Origin of the sequence: Microvirga alba (assembly GCF_015694465.1) — a bacterium.
Lineage (GTDB): Bacteria > Pseudomonadota > Alphaproteobacteria > Rhizobiales > Beijerinckiaceae > Microvirga > Microvirga alba.
Map to the genome: position 1 here is coordinate 646,680 of NZ_JADQDO010000002.1, position 18,924 is coordinate 665,603.

At 63.7% G+C, this 18,924-nt stretch carries 20 protein-coding genes; 7 read left to right on the top strand and 13 right to left on the bottom strand.

The window, feature by feature from the left end:
* Nucleotides 1-41: 41 nt before the first annotated feature.
* Nucleotides 42-1,739, bottom strand: coding sequence for a 30S ribosomal protein S1 (gene rpsA, locus I2H38_RS07375; RefSeq protein WP_196271163.1), 1,698 nt, complete (start codon nucleotides 1,737-1,739; stop codon nucleotides 42-44).
* 302 nt (nucleotides 1,740-2,041) lie between these two features.
* A complete protein-coding gene (locus tag I2H38_RS07380) occupies nucleotides 2,042-2,671 on the bottom strand; it encodes a 2-hydroxychromene-2-carboxylate isomerase (protein WP_196271164.1) in 630 nt (209 codons plus the stop codon).
* A gap of 233 nt (nucleotides 2,672-2,904) precedes the next feature.
* On the opposite strand from I2H38_RS07380, the gene I2H38_RS07385 reads away from it, so the two are divergent.
* Nucleotides 2,905-4,137, top strand: coding sequence for an argininosuccinate synthase (locus tag I2H38_RS07385; RefSeq protein WP_196271165.1), 1,233 nt, complete (start codon nucleotides 2,905-2,907; stop codon nucleotides 4,135-4,137).
* A gap of 136 nt (nucleotides 4,138-4,273) precedes the next feature.
* Here the strand turns inward: I2H38_RS07385 and I2H38_RS07390 are convergent, their stop codons facing one another.
* The gene (locus I2H38_RS07390) at nucleotides 4,274-4,735 is read right to left on the bottom strand and encodes a YybH family protein (RefSeq protein WP_196271166.1); all 462 of its coding nucleotides are present in this window, start codon (nucleotides 4,733-4,735) and stop codon (nucleotides 4,274-4,276) included.
* 241 nt (nucleotides 4,736-4,976) lie between these two features.
* Here I2H38_RS07390 and typA point away from each other — a divergent pair, with 241 nt between their 5' ends.
* Nucleotides 4,977-6,806 carry a translational GTPase TypA gene (gene typA / locus I2H38_RS07395; protein ID WP_196271167.1) on the top strand — a complete coding sequence of 610 codons (1,830 nt, stop codon included), beginning with the start codon at nucleotides 4,977-4,979 and terminating at the stop codon, nucleotides 6,804-6,806.
* 109 nt (nucleotides 6,807-6,915) lie between these two features.
* Here typA and I2H38_RS07400 read toward each other — a convergent pair whose 3' ends face one another.
* The 10 genes from I2H38_RS07400 to ubiE form a co-directional block, all read right to left on the bottom strand.
* A complete protein-coding gene (locus I2H38_RS07400; protein WP_196271353.1) occupies nucleotides 6,916-7,341 on the bottom strand; it encodes a VOC family protein in 426 nt (141 codons plus the stop codon).
* Between the two features lie 285 nt (nucleotides 7,342-7,626).
* Nucleotides 7,627-7,824, bottom strand: a complete 198-nt coding sequence (locus tag I2H38_RS07405; protein WP_196271168.1) for a hypothetical protein — start codon at nucleotides 7,822-7,824, stop codon at nucleotides 7,627-7,629.
* Between the two features lie 70 nt (nucleotides 7,825-7,894).
* Nucleotides 7,895-8,596 (bottom strand): glutathione S-transferase family protein, encoded by a 702-nt coding sequence (locus I2H38_RS07410; protein WP_196271169.1) that lies wholly within the window; start codon nucleotides 8,594-8,596, stop codon nucleotides 7,895-7,897.
* Nucleotides 8,597-8,701: 105 nt separating this feature from the next.
* A complete protein-coding gene (gene cysK, locus I2H38_RS07415) occupies nucleotides 8,702-9,664 on the bottom strand; it encodes a cysteine synthase A (RefSeq protein ID WP_196271170.1) in 963 nt (320 codons plus the stop codon).
* Nucleotides 9,665-9,742: 78 nt separating this feature from the next.
* Entirely contained in the window at nucleotides 9,743-10,192 is a 450-nt protein-coding gene (locus I2H38_RS07420; RefSeq protein ID WP_196271171.1) for an RrF2 family transcriptional regulator, read from the bottom strand.
* Entirely contained in the window at nucleotides 10,189-10,656 is a 468-nt protein-coding gene (dut, locus tag I2H38_RS07425; protein ID WP_196271172.1) for a dUTP diphosphatase, read from the bottom strand. Before dut ends, I2H38_RS07420 begins: the two co-directional genes overlap by 4 nt.
* On the bottom strand, nucleotides 10,653-11,882 hold the full coding sequence (coaBC, locus tag I2H38_RS07430) for a bifunctional phosphopantothenoylcysteine decarboxylase/phosphopantothenate--cysteine ligase CoaBC (RefSeq protein ID WP_196271173.1): 1,230 nt from the start codon (nucleotides 11,880-11,882) through the stop codon (nucleotides 10,653-10,655). The genes dut and coaBC overlap by 4 nt, the downstream gene beginning before the upstream one ends.
* Nucleotides 11,879-12,235 carry a DUF4406 domain-containing protein gene (locus I2H38_RS07435; protein WP_196271174.1) on the bottom strand — a complete coding sequence of 119 codons (357 nt, stop codon included), beginning with the start codon at nucleotides 12,233-12,235 and terminating at the stop codon, nucleotides 11,879-11,881. The genes coaBC and I2H38_RS07435 overlap by 4 nt, the downstream gene beginning before the upstream one ends.
* Before the next feature lie 16 nt (nucleotides 12,236-12,251).
* Nucleotides 12,252-13,817, bottom strand: a complete 1,566-nt coding sequence (gene ubiB / locus I2H38_RS07440; RefSeq protein ID WP_196271175.1) for a 2-polyprenylphenol 6-hydroxylase — start codon at nucleotides 13,815-13,817, stop codon at nucleotides 12,252-12,254.
* Nucleotide 13,818: 1 nt separating this feature from the next.
* On the bottom strand, nucleotides 13,819-14,568 hold the full coding sequence (ubiE, locus tag I2H38_RS07445) for a bifunctional demethylmenaquinone methyltransferase/2-methoxy-6-polyprenyl-1,4-benzoquinol methylase UbiE (RefSeq protein WP_196271176.1): 750 nt from the start codon (nucleotides 14,566-14,568) through the stop codon (nucleotides 13,819-13,821).
* Nucleotides 14,569-14,664: 96 nt separating this feature from the next.
* Here ubiE and mutM point away from each other — a divergent pair, with 96 nt between their 5' ends.
* The 5 genes from mutM to rpsT all read left to right on the top strand — a co-directional run bounded on the left by mutM (nucleotide 14,665) and on the right by rpsT (nucleotide 18,839).
* Entirely contained in the window at nucleotides 14,665-15,546 is an 882-nt protein-coding gene (gene mutM / locus I2H38_RS07450) for a bifunctional DNA-formamidopyrimidine glycosylase/DNA-(apurinic or apyrimidinic site) lyase (RefSeq protein ID WP_196271177.1), read from the top strand.
* A 353-nt stretch (nucleotides 15,547-15,899) separates the two neighbouring features.
* Complete coding sequence (locus I2H38_RS07455) at nucleotides 15,900-16,694, top strand: DUF2189 domain-containing protein (RefSeq protein ID WP_196271178.1); 795 nt, start codon at nucleotides 15,900-15,902, stop codon at nucleotides 16,692-16,694.
* 137 nt (nucleotides 16,695-16,831) lie between these two features.
* The gene (locus I2H38_RS07460) at nucleotides 16,832-17,605 is read left to right on the top strand and encodes an enoyl-CoA hydratase (protein WP_196271354.1); all 774 of its coding nucleotides are present in this window, start codon (nucleotides 16,832-16,834) and stop codon (nucleotides 17,603-17,605) included.
* A 3-nt stretch (nucleotides 17,606-17,608) separates the two neighbouring features.
* A complete protein-coding gene (locus I2H38_RS07465; RefSeq protein WP_407664038.1) occupies nucleotides 17,609-18,400 on the top strand; it encodes a TSUP family transporter in 792 nt (263 codons plus the stop codon).
* 172 nt (nucleotides 18,401-18,572) lie between these two features.
* Nucleotides 18,573-18,839 (top strand): 30S ribosomal protein S20, encoded by a 267-nt coding sequence (gene rpsT, locus I2H38_RS07470; protein WP_196271179.1) that lies wholly within the window; start codon nucleotides 18,573-18,575, stop codon nucleotides 18,837-18,839.
* Nucleotides 18,840-18,924: the final 85 nt, after the last annotated feature.

Genomic DNA, 18,924 nt, shown 5'->3' on the forward strand with positions numbered 1-18,924 from the left:
TGAAGAGAGGAGACCCCGGACCGAAGTCCGGGATCGCCTGATTACTTCTTGTCTTTGGCCTTGAGGGCAGCACCCAGGATGTCGCCGAGCGACGCGCCCGAATCGGCCGAGCCGTACTGCGCCATGGCTTCCTTCTCCTCAGCGACCTCGAGGGCCTTGACGGAGACGGTCACGCGGCGAGCCTTGCGGTCGAACTGGGTGACGCGGGCATCGAGCTTCTCACCGGCAGCGAAACGCTCGGGGCGCTGGTCGGCGCGGTCACGGGCGAGTTCGTTGCGCTTGATGAAGGTGGAGAGATCGGTATCGACGATCTTCACCTCCAGGCCGCCGTCCTTCACCTCGAGAACCTCGCAGGTGACGATCTGGCCCTTCTTGATCTCGCCGGCTTCCGCGAAGGGGTCGCCCGCAAGCTGCTTGATGCCGAGCGAGATGCGCTCCTTCTCGACGTCGACGTCGAGAACCTGGGCGCGCACGATATCGCCCTTCTTGAAGTCGTCGATGACCTGCTCGCCCGGACGGTTCCAGTCGAGGTCCGAGAGGTGGACCATGCCGTCGACGTCGTTCTCGAGACCGATGAACAGACCGAATTCGGTCTTGTTCTTGACCTCGCCTTCGACTTCCGAACCGACCGGGTGCTTCTCGGCGAAGGCATCCCACGGATTCTGCAGGGTCTGCTTGAGACCGAGCGAGATGCGGCGCTTCACCTGATCGACTTCGAGGATCACGACCTCAACCTCTTGCGAGGTGGAGATGATCTTGCCCGGATGGACGTTCTTCTTCGTCCAGGACATCTCGGAGACGTGGATCAGGCCTTCGATGCCCGGCTCGAGCTCGACGAACGCACCGTAATCGGTGATGTTCGTGACACGGCCCTTGAGCTTGGCGTTGACCGGGTAGCGGGCGGCGATGCCCTCCCACGGATCGGCCAGGAGCTGCTTGATGCCGAGCGAGATGCGGTGCGTCTCGTGGTTGATCTTGATGATCTTGACCTTGACCGTCTGGCCGATGGTTACGACCTCGGACGGGTGGTTCACGCGGCGCCATGCCATGTCGGTGACGTGCAGCAGGCCGTCGATGCCGCCGAGATCAACGAACGCACCGTATTCGGTGATGTTCTTGACCACGCCGTCGATGACCTGACCCTCTTCGAGGTTGGCCACGAGCTCGGAGCGCTGCTCGGCGCGGCTCTCTTCGAGAACCGTGCGGCGCGACACGACGATGTTGCCGCGGCGGCGATCCATCTTGAGGATCTGGAACGGCTGAGCCACGCCCATGAGCGGGGTGACGTCGCGCACCGGACGGATGTCGACCTGGCTGCGCGGCAGGAACGCCACGGCGCCGTCGAGATCGACGGTGTAGCCGCCCTTGACCTGGTTGAAGATGACGCCGTTGACGCGCTCTTGAGCCTCGAAGGCCTTCTCGAGCTTGACCCACGACTCTTCGCGGCGAGCCTTGTCGCGCGAGATGACGGCTTCGCCCAGCGCGTTTTCGATGCGCTCGACGTAAACCTCGACCTCATCGCCGACCTTCAGTTCACGGTCGCGGTTGGGGCCGGCAAATTCCTTGAGGGCGACGCGTCCCTCGGTCTTCGCGCCGATGTCGATGACCGCGACGTCTTTCTCGATCGCGACCACTTTGCCCTTCACGACCGAGCCTTCGCTGATCTCGTTCGTACGGAAGGATTCTTCGAGCAGGGCCGCGAAGTCTTCACGGCTCGGCTGTTGCATAGCTACGGACATAGGTTCTCCTGAATGGCCCAATTTCTAAGGGGCAACGCCGGCGGCTCGTGTTACGGATCGCCTCCACCCGCCGCTGCCAGGGACGCCCCTTGAGGGCCATGTCACAAGGCATACCGCTTCAAAAAAGCGGGCCGGCGTATCATCGACGGATGGAAACGCTTTACCCGAAAGGACGTCGGCTTAAACGCCACAAGGGCACGCTTGCGCGCACCCCATCTGCACCGTCTTGACCGGCGTCTTCTCGGATAAGACGCTCATTTAGTGCACTTTGCCGTGGGAAACAAGCTTTTCGCAGAGCCGGATCAGACGACGAAGTCGGTCCGGCGGGCGCGGTCGCTCACGACCCATTCGAGGGCCCGTTCCAGCCTGTCGTTGCCCCAGAACATCTCGCTATCCTCGGCAAAGAAGGTGGGCGCGCCGAAGATGCCACGCGACTGGGCCTCTTCCCCTATGCGGCGCAGGCGGGTTTTGTTGGCGTCCGTCTCCGCCTTTTCCAGCGCGCTTGTCGCATCGACGCCGAGCTCGGTCAGAAGCTCGCTCAAGACGACCGGATCGCTGATGTCGCGGCCCTGGCCGAACTCCGCCGTATAGACCGCCCGGGTAAAGGCGGGGCCCCAGCCATGATCGCCGCCGAGAAGAGCGATGCGCGCCGCCAGCAACCCGTTCTGCGGAAAAGGATCGGGCCGGTAGAAGGGAAGGCCGAGGCGGGCCGCCTCCCGTTCCATGTCGCGCCACATATAGCGGCCCTTGCCGGGAAAGAGGTTGAAGGGCGAGGTGGTCCAGCCCTGAGCGGCGAAGATCGGCCCGAGCAGAAACGGCCGCCAGAGCAGGGCGACGCCTGCCTCCTCGGCCGCCGCTTCGATGCGCATGGCGGCGAGATAGGAATAGGTCGAGGCAAATTCGTACCAGAATTCAAGGACCGGCCGGTGCATCGCGATCACCTCTCGTGGTCAAAGATCGTTCGGAGCGTGAGGGGCCAATCCGGAGCCGGCTCGTCATTCCCCGGCCGGATGCCTAGCCGATCCGCGCATTTCGAGGCAGTTCAGCCATTTCCGACCGGGGATGCCGTGGACGCATATCACCTGGAGGGTGATCAATTGCCCGTTGCGCCGGTTGAGCTTCCGTTCTAAGTCGCGGGTTCCGTATCATTCTGGACATCAAGACTATGGCTGAGAAGCGCGTGAACAAGGTCGTGCTCGCCTATTCCGGCGGCCTCGACACCTCGATCATCCTCAAGTGGCTGCAGACCACCTACGGCTGCGAGGTCGTGACCTTTACCGCCGATCTCGGCCAGGGCGAGGAGCTGGAGCCGGCCCGCAAGAAAGCCGAGCTTCTCGGCATCAAGCCGGAAAACATCTTCATCGAGGACCTGCGCGACGAATTCGTGCGCGACTACGTGTTCCCGATGTTCCGCGCCAACGCGCAGTATGAAGGTCTCTACCTGCTCGGCACCTCCATCGCCCGTCCTCTGATCGCCAAGAAGCAGATCGAGATCGCCGAAAAGGTCGGCGCAGATGCGGTCTCCCACGGCGCGACGGGTAAGGGCAACGATCAGGTCCGTTTCGAGCTCGGCTATTACGCCTTGAAGCCGGACGTGACCGTCATCGCCCCCTGGCGCGAATGGGACCTGCGCTCCCGCGAACAGCTCATTGCCTTCGCCGAGCAGCACCAGATTCCGATCGCCAAGGACAAGCGCGGCGAGGCTCCTTTCTCGGTGGACGCCAACCTCCTGCATGCCTCCTCGGAGGGCAAGGTGCTGGAAGATCCTTCGGTCGAAGTGCCGGACTACGTCTATTCCCGCACCAACGACCCGGAATCCGCGCCCGACAAGCCGACCGTGATCTCGATCACTTTCGAGAAGGGCGATCCCGTTGCCATCGACGGCAAGAAGATGGGCCCCGCCGACCTTCTGGCCAAGCTCAACGAACTCGGCCGCATCAACGGCATCGGCCGCCTCGACCTGGTCGAGAACCGCTTCGTCGGCATGAAGAGCCGCGGCATGTACGAGACCCCCGGCGGCACGATCCTCTATGTCGCCCATCGCGGCATCGAGTCGATCACTCTCGACCGGGGCGCGGCTCACCTGAAAGATGAGCTGATGCCGAAATATGCCGAGCTGATCTATAACGGCTTCTGGTTCTCGCCGGAGCGCGAGATGCTCCAAGTCATGATCGACAAGAGCCAGGAATTCGTCACCGGCGAGGTCAAGCTCAAGCTCTACAAGGGCGGCGTCCACCTCATCGGCCGCGAGAGCCCCTATTCGCTCTACGACCAGGACCTCGTGACCTTCGAAGAGGGCGCAGTGGCCTACGACCACCGCGACGCCGCGGGCTTCATTAAGCTCAACGCCCTTCGGTTGCGGACGCTGGCTCAGCGCAAGAAGAAGCTGGGACTGTAAGGAGCCTTCGCGGCCTAGATCAGCTCCAGGCATCAGCCGTCATGGCCGGGCTTGTCCCGGCCATCCACGTCTTGCCACGCTCGACGCCGAGCAAGGCCGAGCATGACGGGAGCGGCAGTGACAGCGACAAAAGGCATTAAGGCTTCTGTACCTCTCGCGGCGTCGCGCCGCCGCCGTCGAGCACGTATTTCCACGAGCCGTCCGGCTGCTTCTTCCAGATGGTCACGTAAGCCCCGTGGAGCTTGACCTCGCCGTTCTGGTGGACCTTGTAGCGCCCGAACGTGTAGCCGAGATCCTGGCTCCCGGCGATTTCCGCCTTCAGGGGCTCCCAGGTCAAGGACGAGTCCGTCACCTTCGAGAAGACCTCGACCAGCTCAGCTTTCCCGAGGATCGGCATGTTCGGTGGGCGCAGCATGATGGGCGCATCCGCCGCATAGGCGATGAAGGCTTTGCCGACGCCCTCCCTTTGCCCCATGGCGTTGAAGGCCCGATCGGCCTCCATCAATTGCTCCGCCGGCATCGTTTGCCCTGCAGCCGGGCCGGAAACGCCCCAAAAAAGCAGGCCGGCGACAAGCGCCCCCGTTCGCGTCATTGGCATTGGATCGGTCTCCCCCGAAAGATTTCTGACGTTATAACGGCAGGTAGCGGCCTACCTAGCTCCCGGGCGAGGCGCGTTTTTTCGACGATTCCAAGCCGTTGAGGCGCGCGAATCGGCCTCGCCCTATTGCCGGGGGAGGCTCATCACTATATTGCATCGCACGATTTCCCTTTTCCGGTTTCGAGAGAGTGCGCCAAGCGGGCCCCCGCAGCCGGACGGTTTTTGCTTTGAAAGAGCCCTTATGAAGCTGCGCAATATCGCCATCATCGCCCACGTCGACCATGGCAAGACGACCCTCGTCGACAAGCTGCTCTCCCAGTCGGGCAGCTTCCGCGAGAACCAGCGCGTGGAAGAGCGCGCCATGGACTCGAACGACATCGAGAAAGAGCGCGGCATCACGATTCTCGCCAAGGCGACCTCGGTCGTCTGGAAGGATACCCGCATCAACATCGTCGATACGCCCGGCCACGCCGATTTCGGCGGCGAGGTGGAGCGCATCCTGAGCATGGTGGACGGCGCCATCGTTCTCGTGGACGCGGCCGAAGGCCCGATGCCGCAGACCAAGTTCGTGGTGTCCAAGGCCCTGAAGATCGGCCTGCGTCCCATCGTCGCCATCAACAAGATCGACCGGCCCGACGCCCGCCACCAGGAAGTCATCAACGAGGTGTTCGACCTGTTCGCGGCGCTCGACGCCACCGACGAGCAGCTCGACTTCCCGATCCTCTACGGTTCAGGCCGCAACGGCTGGATGGCCAAGTCGCCGGAAGGCCCGAGCGACCAGGGCCTAGCCCCCCTGTTCGATCTCGTGCTCGCGCATGTGCCCCCGGCCAAGACCGAGGAGGGTCCGTTCCGCATGCTCGGAACGCTGCTCGAAGCCAACCCCTTCCTGGGCCGCATCGTCACCGGCCGCATCTCGTCTGGCTCGGTGAAGCCGAACCAGGCAATCAAGGTGCTCGACCGTGACGGCAACGTGGTCGAGACGGGCCGCGTGTCCAAGATTCTCGCCTTCCGTGGCCTGGAGCGCCAGCCGATCGAGCTGGGCGAGGCCGGCGACATCGTCTCCATCGCAGGACTGGTCAAGGGCTCGGTGGCCGACACCTTCTGCGCGCCCGAGAACGAGGTCGCGATCCAGGCGCAGCCGATCGATCCGCCGACCGTCACCATGTCCTTCATCGTCAACGATAGCCCGCTCGCCGGCACCGAGGGCGACAAGGTCACGAGCCGGATGATCCGCGACCGCCTGTTCAAGGAAGCGGAAGGCAACGTGACGCTGAAGATCGAGGAAGCGGCCGACAAGGACTCGTTCTACGTGTCCGGGCGCGGCGAATTGCAGCTCGCCATCCTGATCGAGACCATGCGCCGCGAGGGCTTCGAGCTCGCCGTGTCGCGTCCCCGCGTCGTGTTCAAGAAGGACGAGGCCACCGGCCAGCTTCTCGAGCCGATCGAGGAAGTGGTCATCGACGTGGACGAGGAGCATTCCGGCGTCGTGGTGCAGAAGATGTCCGAGCGCCGCGCCGACATGGTCGAGATGCGCCCCTCCGGCGGCAACCGTCAGCGTCTCGTGTTCTACGCCCCCACCCGTGGCCTCATTGGCTATCAGGGCGAGTTGATGACCGATACGCGCGGCACCGCGATCATGAACCGCCTGTTCCATGCCTACGAGCCTTACAAGGGTGAGATCGCCGGCCGCCGCAACGGCGTGCTGATCTCCAACGACCAGGGCGAGGCTGTCGCCTACGCGCTGTGGAACCTGGAAGATCGCGGCCCGATGATGATCGAGCCCGGCTGGAAGGTCTATCAGGGCATGATCGTCGGCGAGCATAACCGCGAGAACGATCTCGAAGTGAACGTTCTCAAGGGCAAGAAGCTCACCAACATCCGCACCACCTCGAAGGACGAAGCGGTGCGCCTGACCCCGCCGATCCGCATGACGCTGGAAAAGTCGCTGGCCTGGATTCAGGACGACGAGTTGGTGGAAGTGACGCCGAAGTCGATCCGCATCCGCAAGGCGGTTCTTGACCCCAACGACCGCAAGCGCGCCGAGCGCTCGAAGGAAGCGCTGACCGCTTAAGGGCTTCGACAACCGAGACAGAAAGAAGGCCGCCCTCAAGGGCGGCCTTCTTCATATGGATCCGAGAAAAGTGTCGGCTGAGCGCGAAAGGGCGAAGGCCGACTGCGGATCAGGCGTCCGCCGCCATGGCTGCCTGAGCCGCCGCGACATCCATCCACATGACTTCCCAGATATGCCCGTCCGGGTCCTCGAAGCTGCGGCCATACATGAAGCCAAAATCCTGCGTCGGGGTGGGATCGAGCGTTCCGCCGGCGGCGCGAGCCTTGCCGACCATCGCGTCGACATCCTCGCGGCTATCCGCCGAGATACAGATCAGGACTTCGCTGACCACCCGCGCATCGGCGATTTTCTTCGGCGTGAATTGGCGGAACTTGTCATGGGTCAACAGCATCGCGTGGATGGTTTCGGAGAAGACCATGCACGACGCGGTAGCATCGCAAAATTGCTCGTTCTTTTCGGCGCCGATCGCTTCATAGAACGCGGTCGAGCGTTCAAGGTCGCTGACGGGCAGGTTGACGAAAATAAGCTTGGCCATGGCGGCTTCCCCTTTGTGCTTCAGTTTCACGATGATGTGTCCACAGTTCCGAAAATCAACTGTGGAGCTGGAAAAAGCTCATCATCGCCGCCGATGCGAGAATGCCGGACGCGCAAGCTGATCTGCCGAAAGGAGCCTCATCCTGAGGAGGTGCGAAGCACCGTCTCGAAGGACGAGACGTCTCCAGCGCTCTGGAACCTCCTTCGAGACGGTCACTGCGTGATCTCCTCAGGATGAGGATTGAGGGTGGAAGGCTAAGGTGGAGGACGGTGAAAATCCTCGCGTCTATCCGCTCGTCGAATCCGCGTTGGGTTGTCCGGGCTCCGGCAGAGCGCCTGTGCCCGGCGTCGCATCGGGGTTCGTCAATTCCGGTTTGGCATGCGGGCCTGCCGCCGGAAGCTTGTGCTCGTCACTTCCGGGTTTGCCGCCGCCGCGATCCTCGCGATTCCCGAGACTACCGGACGGGCGTTTCTTCTCGGCCATCACGCACTCCTTGAACCATCGATTCAAGACAACCGCGCCGAACGACAGCGGTTCTGGCCAAGCTTGCGGATCAGGTCGCCGCAGCGGATGGCGCGAGGTCCGCCATGAAAGTGGGCAAGGGACGCCCCTCCGACACCAGAAAAGCTGCCATCGGCCCGACAACGCGCCGCACGGCGGAGCGCTCCGTCATCCGCGCGCGCCATTGCAGAAGCTTCGGTGTCGCGTCGGTCATGCCTGCACCCATGCGCGCACCAAAAAGTTGCGCCATGTAGAAGGCGATGTCGGCGAAGGAATAGGAGCCGGCGAGAAACTCGCTGTCCCCCAAGGTCTCTTCCATGTCCTCGTAGAAATCTGCCGTGATCTCGCGCGCGGCGATCGCCACAGGGTCCTCCAGCACGTCCTGCAAGCTCATCAATCGAATGATGGGCGGAAAGTAGATCTCATCGGATTTGTGTTCGATGAGACGGGCCTGTGCCCTCTCGGCCCGGCTCGCCGGCCAGAGCGCGGGAGCAGGCTTCAGGTCTTCGAGATACTCAAAGATCTGGGTCGAGTCGAAAATCTCCACGTCGCCGTGAATCAGGACCGGCACCTGCTTCTTCGGATTGATCCGCACCACCTCGGGATGCTTCGGCTCGTAGAGCCGCCTCATCTCGAACGGCACCATGATGAGTTCGAAATCGAGGCCCTTTTCGTGAGCCGCGATCTGCGCCTTCGCGCCGAACATGCTCAACGGACCGGAGAAGAGGCGGATCGGAGCGGTGTCGGATGTCATGAAGAGCATTCCTCTGTTCAGCTTACCCTTTGCCAACATGTGGAAGCACGCGCAAAAGAAAAGGGCGGCCTCGGGCCGCCCTGACAAATGCTGTCTTGAGAGGTCTCAGATGCCTTCGAACAGCGCGCTCGAAATGTAGCGCTCGGCGAAGGAGGGGGCGAGAGTGACGATGCGCTTGCCCTTGAATTCGGGCCGCGCCGCAATCTCCAAAGCCGCCGCGACATTCGCGCCCGTGGAGATGCCGCCGGGAATGCCCTCCAGCTTCGCAAGCTTGCGCGCCACGTCGAAGGCGGTCTGGTTGCCGACGGTCACGACCTCGTCGAGGATCGAGCGGTCGAGCACCTCCGGCACGAATCCGGCCCCGATGCCCTGGATCTTGTGCGGGCCGGGTTGGCCGCCCGAGAGAACCGGCGAATCCTCCGGCTCCACCGCGATCACCTTGAGGTTCGGCAGGCGCGGTTTCAGCACCTGGCCGACGCCGGTGATGCTGCCGCCGGTGCCGACGCCCGCGATGAAGGCGTCGAGCTTGCCGTCGGTGTCGTTCCAGATCTCTTCCGCCGTGGTCTTGCGATGAATCTCCGGGTTGGCCGGATTGCGGAATTGCTGCGGAATGATCGAGCCGGGGATCTCCTTGTTCAATTCCTCAGCCTTCGCCACCGCGCCCTTCATGCCGAGCGGGCCGGGGGTGAGTTCGAGCTGCGCGCCGAGGAAGGAGAGCATCTTGCGGCGCTCGATGGACATGGTCTCCGGCATCACCAGGATCAGCTTGTAGCCCCGCGCCGCCGCGACAAAGGCCAGCGCGATGCCGGTATTGCCCGAGGTCGGTTCGATGAGCGTCGCGCCCGGCTTGATGATCCCTTGCGCTTCCAACGCATCGATCATGCTAACGCCGATGCGGTCTTTCACGCTTGAAATCGGATTGAAGAACTCGAGTTTGAGGAGAATCTCTGCGTCGACGCCATATTCCTTCGGCAAACGGTTCAGGCGCACGAGCGGGGTGTTGCCGATCGTATCCGTGATGGAACCGTAGATTTTGCCGCGGCCGGGCTTGTTGGCGGATTCAGCCATGGAAGTCTCCTCAAGACATGACAATGGGCTTTTTATCTCTTTACGCGAAACATGTCGATAAATAGATTATTCTACATTCTAAATTGTAAAATCGACCGGAGACATCGCCTCGACCACGCCTTCCGCCTGCGCGCGATGACAGAGATCGTCCACCGTCACCTGATCCAATTCAGCCAGGAAGGCATCGGTTCCGCGCTTGATGAGCGGCGCGACGACGGCCTCGGCGAGGCGGGATTCCGGCACCGGCGAGGAACCCTCCTCGTCCTGCGCCGACATGGCCACCCGCACGATGTCGCCCGCCGTGACGCGGCGGCGCTCGCGCGCTAGTTCGTAGCCGCCGCGTGGCCCGCGCAGACCCTTCAGGATACCTTGCCGGACGAGCGCCTGGAGAACCGGTTCGAGATGGCGTGGCGGCAGATTGTGCCGCGCCGCCAGCGCCTTGGCCGAAACCGGCATCGGGCGGGCATGAAGCGCGATATCCGTGACCGCGGCAATGGCGAGAAGCGAGCGGCGGGACAGAGAGTTCATCCCAGATTCCTCACCATCCCGGTCGATCCGAAGCCGGCGGCGGCGCGGGCGGTCTCATCCACATTCGCCACCTCGACGAGGGTCACCGTGGTGACGGGCGCGACCACCATCTGCGCGATGCGCAGGCCGCGCGTGATCGTGAAAGGCTCCTGACCCAGATTGACGAGCAACACCTGCACCTCGCCGCGATAATCCGCATCGATGGTGCCGGGCGCGTTCAGAACCGTGACGCCGTGTTTGAGGGCAAGACCCGAGCGCGGACGCACCTGCGCCTCGAAGCCGGGTTCCAGCTGCAGCACGAGGCCGGTCGGGACAAGCGCGCGCTGCGAGGGCGCGAGCACGACGGGCGCGTCGTCCGCGTTCGCCGCGATCAGGTCCATGCCTGCCGCGCCCGCCGTCTCATAACGCGGCAGCGGCAGTCCTTCGGCGTGGCTCAGACGCTGGATGCGAAGAAGATGAGTCATGAAGGCATTGCTCCGGCAAGGTCGCTCAAACGCTCCACGAGCTTGCGGGCGACCTCGGTTTTCGAAAGGGTCGGCCAGGTTTCGACACCGGCGGCCGAGACCAGATGAACCGTGTTTTGATCGCCCCCCATCACGCCGGTTGCGGTGGAGACGTCGTTGGCGACGATGAGATCGCAGCCTTTTCTCAAAAGCTTCTGCTGCGCGTTCTCGATGACCTTCTCCGTCTCGGCGGCGAAACCCACCATGAGCGGCGGGCGGCCCTCCTTGCGGTGGGATAGGGTGGCGAGGATGTCGGGGTTTTCGATGAGCGAAAGCGCGGATGACGCGTCGCCGATTTTCTTGATCTTCTGCTCGCCCGCATGAGCCACGCGCCAATCGGCAACCGCGGCCGCGAAGATGCCGATGTCGGCGGGCAGCGCCTTCTCGACGGCGGCGAGCATCTCGCGGGCGCTTTCCACACGCACCACATTCACGCCGGGCGGATCGGGCAGATCGACCGGGCCGGAAACGAGCGTGACCCGCGCGCCCGCATCGGCCGCCGCGCGGGCGATGGCGTATCCCTGTTTTCCGGACGAGCGGTTGGCGATGTAGCGCACCGGATCGATGGGCTCATGGGTCGGCCCTGCGGTGACGAGCGCGTGCTTGCCCGAGAGCGCACCGGACGGCGACAAAAGCTTTTCGACGGCGGCGACGATTTCAAGCGGTTCCGACATGCGGCCGGGACCGGTTTCGGCCTCCGCCATCGCGCCCTCGTTCGGACCGACGATGTGCACGCCGTCGGCCTGGAGGACGCCGAGATTGCGCTGCGTCGCCGGATGCAGCCACATGCGCACGTTCATGGCGGGCGCAATCAGGATCGGCAGCGTGGTTGCGAGAAGCACCGTCGAGGCGAGATCGTCCGCATCGCCGCCCGCCATCTTCGCCATGGTGTTGGCGGTGGCCGGCGCGACGACGACGAGGTCCGCGTCCCGCGCCAGACGGATATGGCCGATATCGGCCTCGTCTTCCCGGTCGAAGAGATCGGTATGCGAGCGCTGCCCCGAAATGGCGGAGGCCGAAAGCGGCGTGATGAAGTGCTGCGCGCCTGCGGTGAGGATGCAGCGCACGGAGGCCCCACGCTCGCGCAGGCGGCGGATGAGATCGAGGGATTTGTAGGCCGCGATCCCGCCACCGATGATGAGGAGGATGCGCTTGCCTGCGAGAGAACCTGCGAGGGAAGATGTCACGGCGCGGTATCCTTCGCTGCGTCGGGAATATCATTCATCGATGAAAAAACCGGACGACCGGACGCCCTGAACCGGTCCACCTCGATGTCCGATCCCCTGGATTCCCCGCCGATCCGCAGGCAGGCATCGCACTTTTCCAGAAGCGCCAGCGAAAGCGGAAGCCTGATGTCGTGAGATGCATCGTCCATGCCTGCCGCGTCGATCATCGGCAAGGCCATGTTCGCGCCGATAACGGGCGTGTGCCCTCGCCGAAAGAGTTCTAGGGCAGCTTGGTTCAGAATCCGCAAATTGGCCGCTCTCTGCTGGCGATCGGCGCCGCCTGTCGCATAGGGACCGCATACCCAGATCCACATGAGGCTGCCCGCGTCCCTATTGAAAGACCAGAACCGCGAGCAAGCCCGCGATGATCCACAAGGCCAGTGTGCCCCAGCGATTGCCGCGCGCCTCGGCCCGGCCGATGGCGGTTAGACTCTCCTGATCGAGCGTCACGCCGTTGGCCGTCACGCCCTCCACTTGAGCCAGCACCCGCCCCGCGCGCAAGGCGAGGTCGGGCAGACCGGCGGCGACGCCGGCGAGCGTCCACAATCCCTGAGCCCCCTGCTCGACGCGGCCGATGGGGCCGAGATGGCGTTCCATCCATTCGCGCACCACGGGCTCGGAGGTGGTCCACATGTCGAGTTTCGGATTGAGATTACGCGCCACGCCCTCCACCACGACCATGGTCTTCTGCAGCATGACGAGTTCGATGCGCGTCGCCATGTCGAAAAGCGAGGTGATCTCGAACAGCAGGGTCAACAGCTTGGCCATCGAAATCTCGTCGGCGCGGCGATCGTGGATCGGTTCGCCGATGGCGCGGATGGCCTGCGCGAAATCTTCCACCGAATGGTGCGGCGGCACGTAGCCCGCCTCGAAATGCACCTCCGCCACCCGGCGATAGTCCCGACGGATGAAGCCGAGGAGGATTTCCGCGAGAAAGCGGCGCTCCTTCATGCCGAGCCGGCCCATGATGCCGAAATCGACCGCGACGAGGCGGCCTTTCGCGTCCACGAACAGATTGCCGGGATGCATGTCCGCGTGGAAAAACCCGTCGCGGATGGCATGACGCAGGAAGGATTGAAGGACGGTGCGGGCCAGCTCGACGCGGTCGAGGCCGGCATTTTCGATCGCCTTGAGATCGTTGAGGCGGATGCCGTCGATCCAGCTGATGGTCAAAACATCGCGGGCGGTCAGCGTCCATTCCGGCGTCGGAACGCGGAAATCGGCATCGTCCTTGGTGTTCTCGGCGAGTTCCGACATGGCGGCGGCTTCGAGGCGCAAATCCATCTCGACCGCGACGGAGCGGGCAAGCGTCTCCACGATTTCCATCGGCTTCAGGCGGCGCGCTTCCGGAACGACGCGCTCGAAGAGACGAGCCGCCGCGCGCATGGCCTGCAGGTCGCGGGCAAAGCCCGCGCGCACGCCGGGGCGCACCACCTTCACCGCGACGGTTTCCTCGCCCTCGGGTGTCTTGATGCGCGCCTTGTGGACCTGTGCGATGGAGGCGGCCGCGATCGGCTCGCTGAACTCCAGAAAGAGGTCGTCGATCGGGCGGCCCAAGGCCGCCTCGATGGTGCGCACCGCTTCCTCACGCGGGAAGGGCGGCATCCGGTCCTGCAATTGTTCGAGATCCAGCGCCGCCGCCACGCCGACGATGTCGGGGCGGGTCGCCAGGAACTGGCCGAACTTTACATAAGACGGGCCAAGCCTCGTCAGCGCTGCCGAGAGCCGCGCCGCGCCGTCACCCGCCTTGCGCCGCTCGATGACCCGGGCCAGCCGCAGGGTCAGCCGCGCGGAGGGCGGCAGCACGTTCGGATCGACGAGCGCGAGCGCGCCTTCGCGGGCCAGCACCCAGCCGGCGCGAAGATTGCGGGAGAGGTGGACGATGCTGCCGATCACGTCAGATTTTCCAGCCGGAGTGGATATTGACGACGCCCGCGGTCAAGGCCCGGTGCGTGACACGCTTGAAACCCGCCTCCTCGATCATCCGCGCGAAGGCGGCGGGCGTCGGGAAGCGGCGGATCGACTCCACGAGATATTGGTAGGATTCCGCATCCCCCGTCACCATCTGGCCGATCTTCGGAATGACGTTGAAGGAATAGGCATCGTAGACCTTGTCGAGAAGCGGCACGTCCACCCTCGAGAATTCCAGGCACATGAAGCGGCCGCCGGGTTTCAGCACCCGATAAGCCTCTTTCAGCGCCTCATCGATGCGCGGCACGTTCCGAATGCCGAAGGCGATGGTGTAGGCGTCGAAACTCTTCGATTCGAACGGCAGGACCTCCGCATTGGCCTCGACGAAATCGATGCGGCCGTCATAGCGGTGACCCGCCCGCTCGCGCCCGACATTGAGCATGTCGCCATTGATGTCGAGCACGGTGACATGGGTCTGCGGCCCGGCCGCGTCGAGAATGCGGAAGGCCACGTCCCCGGTGCCGCCGGCGACGTCCAGGTGCCGGAAGGGCCGGTCGCGCGGAGGCCGTAAGGATGTGACGAGGGTGTTCTTCCACAGGCGGTGGAGGCCCGCCGACATCAGGTCGTTCATGATGTCGTAGCGGCCCGCGACCGAGTGGAAGACCTCGTTGACGCGGCCCTGTTTCTCGGTCAACGGCACGGACTGGAACCCGAAATGGGTCTTTTCCTCGGTCATGACTCTCAAAACCTCTCGTCGCCTGTTACCGCGATCCATAGCGGAACCGCGCCCGGAAGGCTATGTAAACGGCCTGATCAACGACAGAGATGGTTGATGCCCGAGCTGCCCGAAGTCGAAACCGTCCGCCGGGGCCTCGCGCCCGCCATGGTCGGCGCCCGCTTCACCAAGGTCGCCCAAAGGCGGCCCGATCTGCGCTTTCCCTTCCCCGACCGCTTCGCCAAAAGGCTCGAAGGGCAGGAGGTGACGGCGCTCAGCCGCCGGGCCAAGTATCTCTTGGCCGATCTCTCGTCCGGAGAGGTGCTGGTGATGCATCTGGGCATGTCCGGGCGTTTCCTCGTCACCAGGGATGGGTCCACCCGGGAGCCCGGCAGCTTCTATCAGACCTCGGGGGGTGAGAGCCCGCACGATCATGTGGTGTTTACCCTCTCGAACGGAGCCGTCGTCACCTATAACGACACCCGCCGCTTCGGATTCATGGATCTGGTGCCCCGACCCGAGATCGCAACCTGCCGCCATTTCGCGAACATGGGGATCGAGCCTCTCGGGAACGAACTCTCAGGCGACACCATCGCCCGGCTCTTCATGGGCAAGCGTACGCCCTTGAAAGCCGCCCTTCTCGACCAGCGCCTGATCGCGGGCTTGGGCAATATCTATGTGTGCGAGGCCCTGTTCCGGACCGGCCTGCACCCCGAAGCGCCCGCCGGATCGCTTGCGTCGAAGAAGGGCCTGCCGACGAAAAAGGCCCACCACCTCGCCGAGATCATCCGCGACGTCCTGAACGAGGCGGTCGAGGCCGGGGGCTCCACTTTACGCGATCACGCGAAGGTCGACGGCACGCTCGGCTATTTCCAGCACCGCTTCCGCGTCTATGACCGGGAGGGCGAACCGTGCGTCACGCCGGGCTGCTCGGGGATTGTGACGCGCCTCGTGCAATCGGGCCGCTCTACCTTTTATTGTCCGAAATGCCAGAAATAGGGCCCATTGCCACAGCTAAGGCCTCATCCTGAGGAACCGTTCCGACAGGAATGGCGTCTCGAAGGAGGATCCCAGCGCCCTCTGAACCACTCCTTTGAGACGCCGCTTCGCGGCTCCTCGGGATGAGGGTTTGAGGCTCCCTCCTACGCTTTCGACGGAACCGGGCCGCAAAAGTCGTCGTTGCCAATATGTGATCGGCTTTCAGGCGACAGCTTGGCCCGAAAAGGGTACAATCACTTTCGTCGATATGCAGGTTGCGGCTCCGCGATAACAGCGGCCTTTTTTGGGGGCAATGGGCTCACTGCATCACGTAGGTCGTAACCGCTTGAACCTGTGTTCGGGAGGTGAATGCCATGGCGAAACTCGACGCCATCGACAATATCAACGCGCCGCTGGACGAGCCCATCGTGCGCAAGATCGGCGTCGCCGATCTCAAACAATCCCTCATGGAGGGGCTCGACGATTTCAAGGCGATGCCGACGCACGCCTTCTTCATCGTCCTGATCTATCCGGTTCTCGGCCTTTTCCTGGCGCGCTACAGCTTCGGCTACAAGGTTCTGCCCCTGCTGTTCCCGCTCATGTCGGGCTTCGCGCTTCTCGGCCCCTTCGCCGCCCTCGGTCTTTATGAACTCAGCCGGCAGCGTGAAAGAGGAGAGGTCTTCTCCTGGACCGCCGCTTCCGATGTGCTGAAGGGACCCAGCCTGGGGTCCATCGTGGCGCTCGGCGTGTGGCTCCTGGCAATCTTCCTGATGTGGATGGGCGCGGCGCAAGCGATCTATAAGTCGGCGTTCGGCAATCACGTCCCGCAATCGCTCTCCATGTTCCTGCAGGACATCTTCCTGACCCGTCAGGGATGGGCGGTCATCATCGTCGGCAATCTGGCCGGCCTCGTCTTCAGCGCCGTGGTGCTGGCCATCAGCGTGGTCTCCTTCCCGATGCTCGTCGACCACCACGTCAGCTTGGGGACGGCCATTCAAACCTCGATCAGGGCGGTCATGGCCAATCCGGTCCCCATGGCGCTCTGGGCGCTGATCGTCGCGGCGGGTCTGTTCATCGGCTTCATCCCGCTGTTCTTCGGTCTCGCGGTAACGCTGCCGATCCTGGGCCATGCCACCTGGCACCTCTATCGCAAGCTCGTGGCGCAATAGGACACGTGAAACAGCTCCCGCCGGCTCCTCGGCGGGGCTTTCATTTTCCGATGGTCGATTTTCCCTTGCCGAGCCTCGACGCCTCGCTTAACCGGTGAGCCCTTCATCGAGGGAGCGGCGGCATGACCTATGAAACCATGGCCTATGAAACGATTCTCGTCGAAACACGCGGCAAGGTGGGTCTCATCACCCTCAACCGGCCGCAGGCCCTGAACGCTCTCAATTCGACCCTGCTCGGTGAGGTGAACCGGGCCCTCGACGCCTTCGAGGCGGATCACGGCATCGGCTGCATCGTCATCACCGGCTCGGACAAGGCCTTCGCCGCGGGCGCGGACATCAAGGAGATGGCGAGCCTCTCCTACCCGCAGATCTATTCCGACGATCAGTTTGCCGGCTGGGACCGGGTGGCGAACCGGCGCAAGCCCATGATCGCGGCGGTGGCGGGCTTCGCGCTCGGCGGCGGCTGCGAATTCGCCATGATGTGTGATTTCATCATCGCCGCCGACAACGCCAAGTTCGGCCAGCCCGAGATCAAGCTCGGCGTCATGCCGGGCATGGGGGGCACCCAGCGCCTGACCCGCCTGATCGGGAAGGCCAAGGCCATGGAAATGTGCCTGACCGGTCGCCTGATGGGCGCCGAGGAAGCCGAACGCTCCGGCCTCGTCGCCCGCATCGTGCCGGTGGCGGACCTTCTGACCGAGGCCCTCAAGACGGCGGACACCATCGCCTCCATGTCCCTTCCCATCGCCATGATGACGAAGGAGACCATCAACCGCGCCGACGAAACCACGCTCAATGAAGGCATCCGCTTCGAGCGGCGGGTCTTCCACGCCATGTTCGCCACCGCCGACCAGAAGGAAGGCATGGCCGCCTTCGTCGAGAAGCGCGCGCCCCAATTTAAAGATCGCTAAATCGTGGCTGACCTTGGATTCGATATGATCGCGGCGCTGGCCGCGATCTCCCTGCTGGCCGGTTTCGTCGATTCCATCGCCGGGGGCGGCGGGCTTCTGACCCTGCCCGCCCTGCTTCTGGCCGGGCTCGATCCGGCGCACGCCATCGCCACGAATAAGGTGCAGGGATCCTTCGCCGCCGCTTCCGCCACTTATACCTTCGGCCGCAAGGGGTTGATCGATTGGCGCGTGACCTGGCCTCTCGCGGCCATCGCTTTCATCAGCGGCATCGCCGGGGCGCTCAGCGTCCGGTTTCTGCCGCGCCCGGTGCTCGATGGCGTGATCCCGGTCCTGCTTATCGGGATCGCCCTGTTCTTCGCTCTCTCGCCCAAGGTGCGGGATACGGACGCCCATGCGCGCCTGACGGCGCTGACCTTCGGCCTCACCGTCCCGGTCGCCATCGGGTTCTATGATGGCATCTTCGGGCCGGGTGCCGGCTCCTTCTATATGCTCGCCTTCGTGACTCTCCTCGGCTACGGGGTCGTGCGGGCGACCGCCCATACGAAACTGCTCAACCTGGCAAGCAATTGCGGCAGCCTCACCCTCTTTGCCGCGACCGGCATGGTGATCTGGCCGCTCGGCCTCGTGATGGCCGCAGGCTCGTTTATTGGGGCTCAGATCGGCTCGCATCTCGCCATGCGGCTCGGCTCCCGGATCATCCGGCCGCTGCTCGTCGTGGTGTCGAGTCTCATGGCCCTGAAGCTTCTTCTCGACCCGGCGAATCCCTGGCGGTTGGCTCTGAAGGCGCTTTTTTGACGCGCAAAGGCAGGCCGCCGTTGACGTTCAACCTAGTCGCGTCTATAAGCCGCCTCACACAAGCCTGCGCGTCCCGCGGGCTCTTCGGTTTCCATTCAATCAACCGATCGCCGCGAGTAGCTTCAACAAGCCCGGCTGGCCGCATCGGATTTTTAAAGAACGAGGATTGGCCATGGCCAACACCGTGTCCGCCAAGAAGATGACCCGCAAGATCGCGAAGCGTACCGCGATCAACCGGAACCGTCGCAGCCGCATGCGCACCTTCGTCCGCAAGGTCGAAGAGGCGATCGCCGCCGGCAACCGCAACGAGGCCGTGGCTGCGCTTCGCGCCGCCGAGCCGGAGATGATGCGCGCCGCCCAGAAGGGCATCGTGCACGCCAACACGGCTTCGCGGAAGGTGTCGCGCCTGGCTCACCGCATCAAGGCTCTGAGCGCTTAAAAACGCCTCGACCCGTTGTCATCGAGACAGATCAAACCCGGCCTTCGAGCCGGGTTTTTTCATGCCCGCAACAGGATCGATAGCC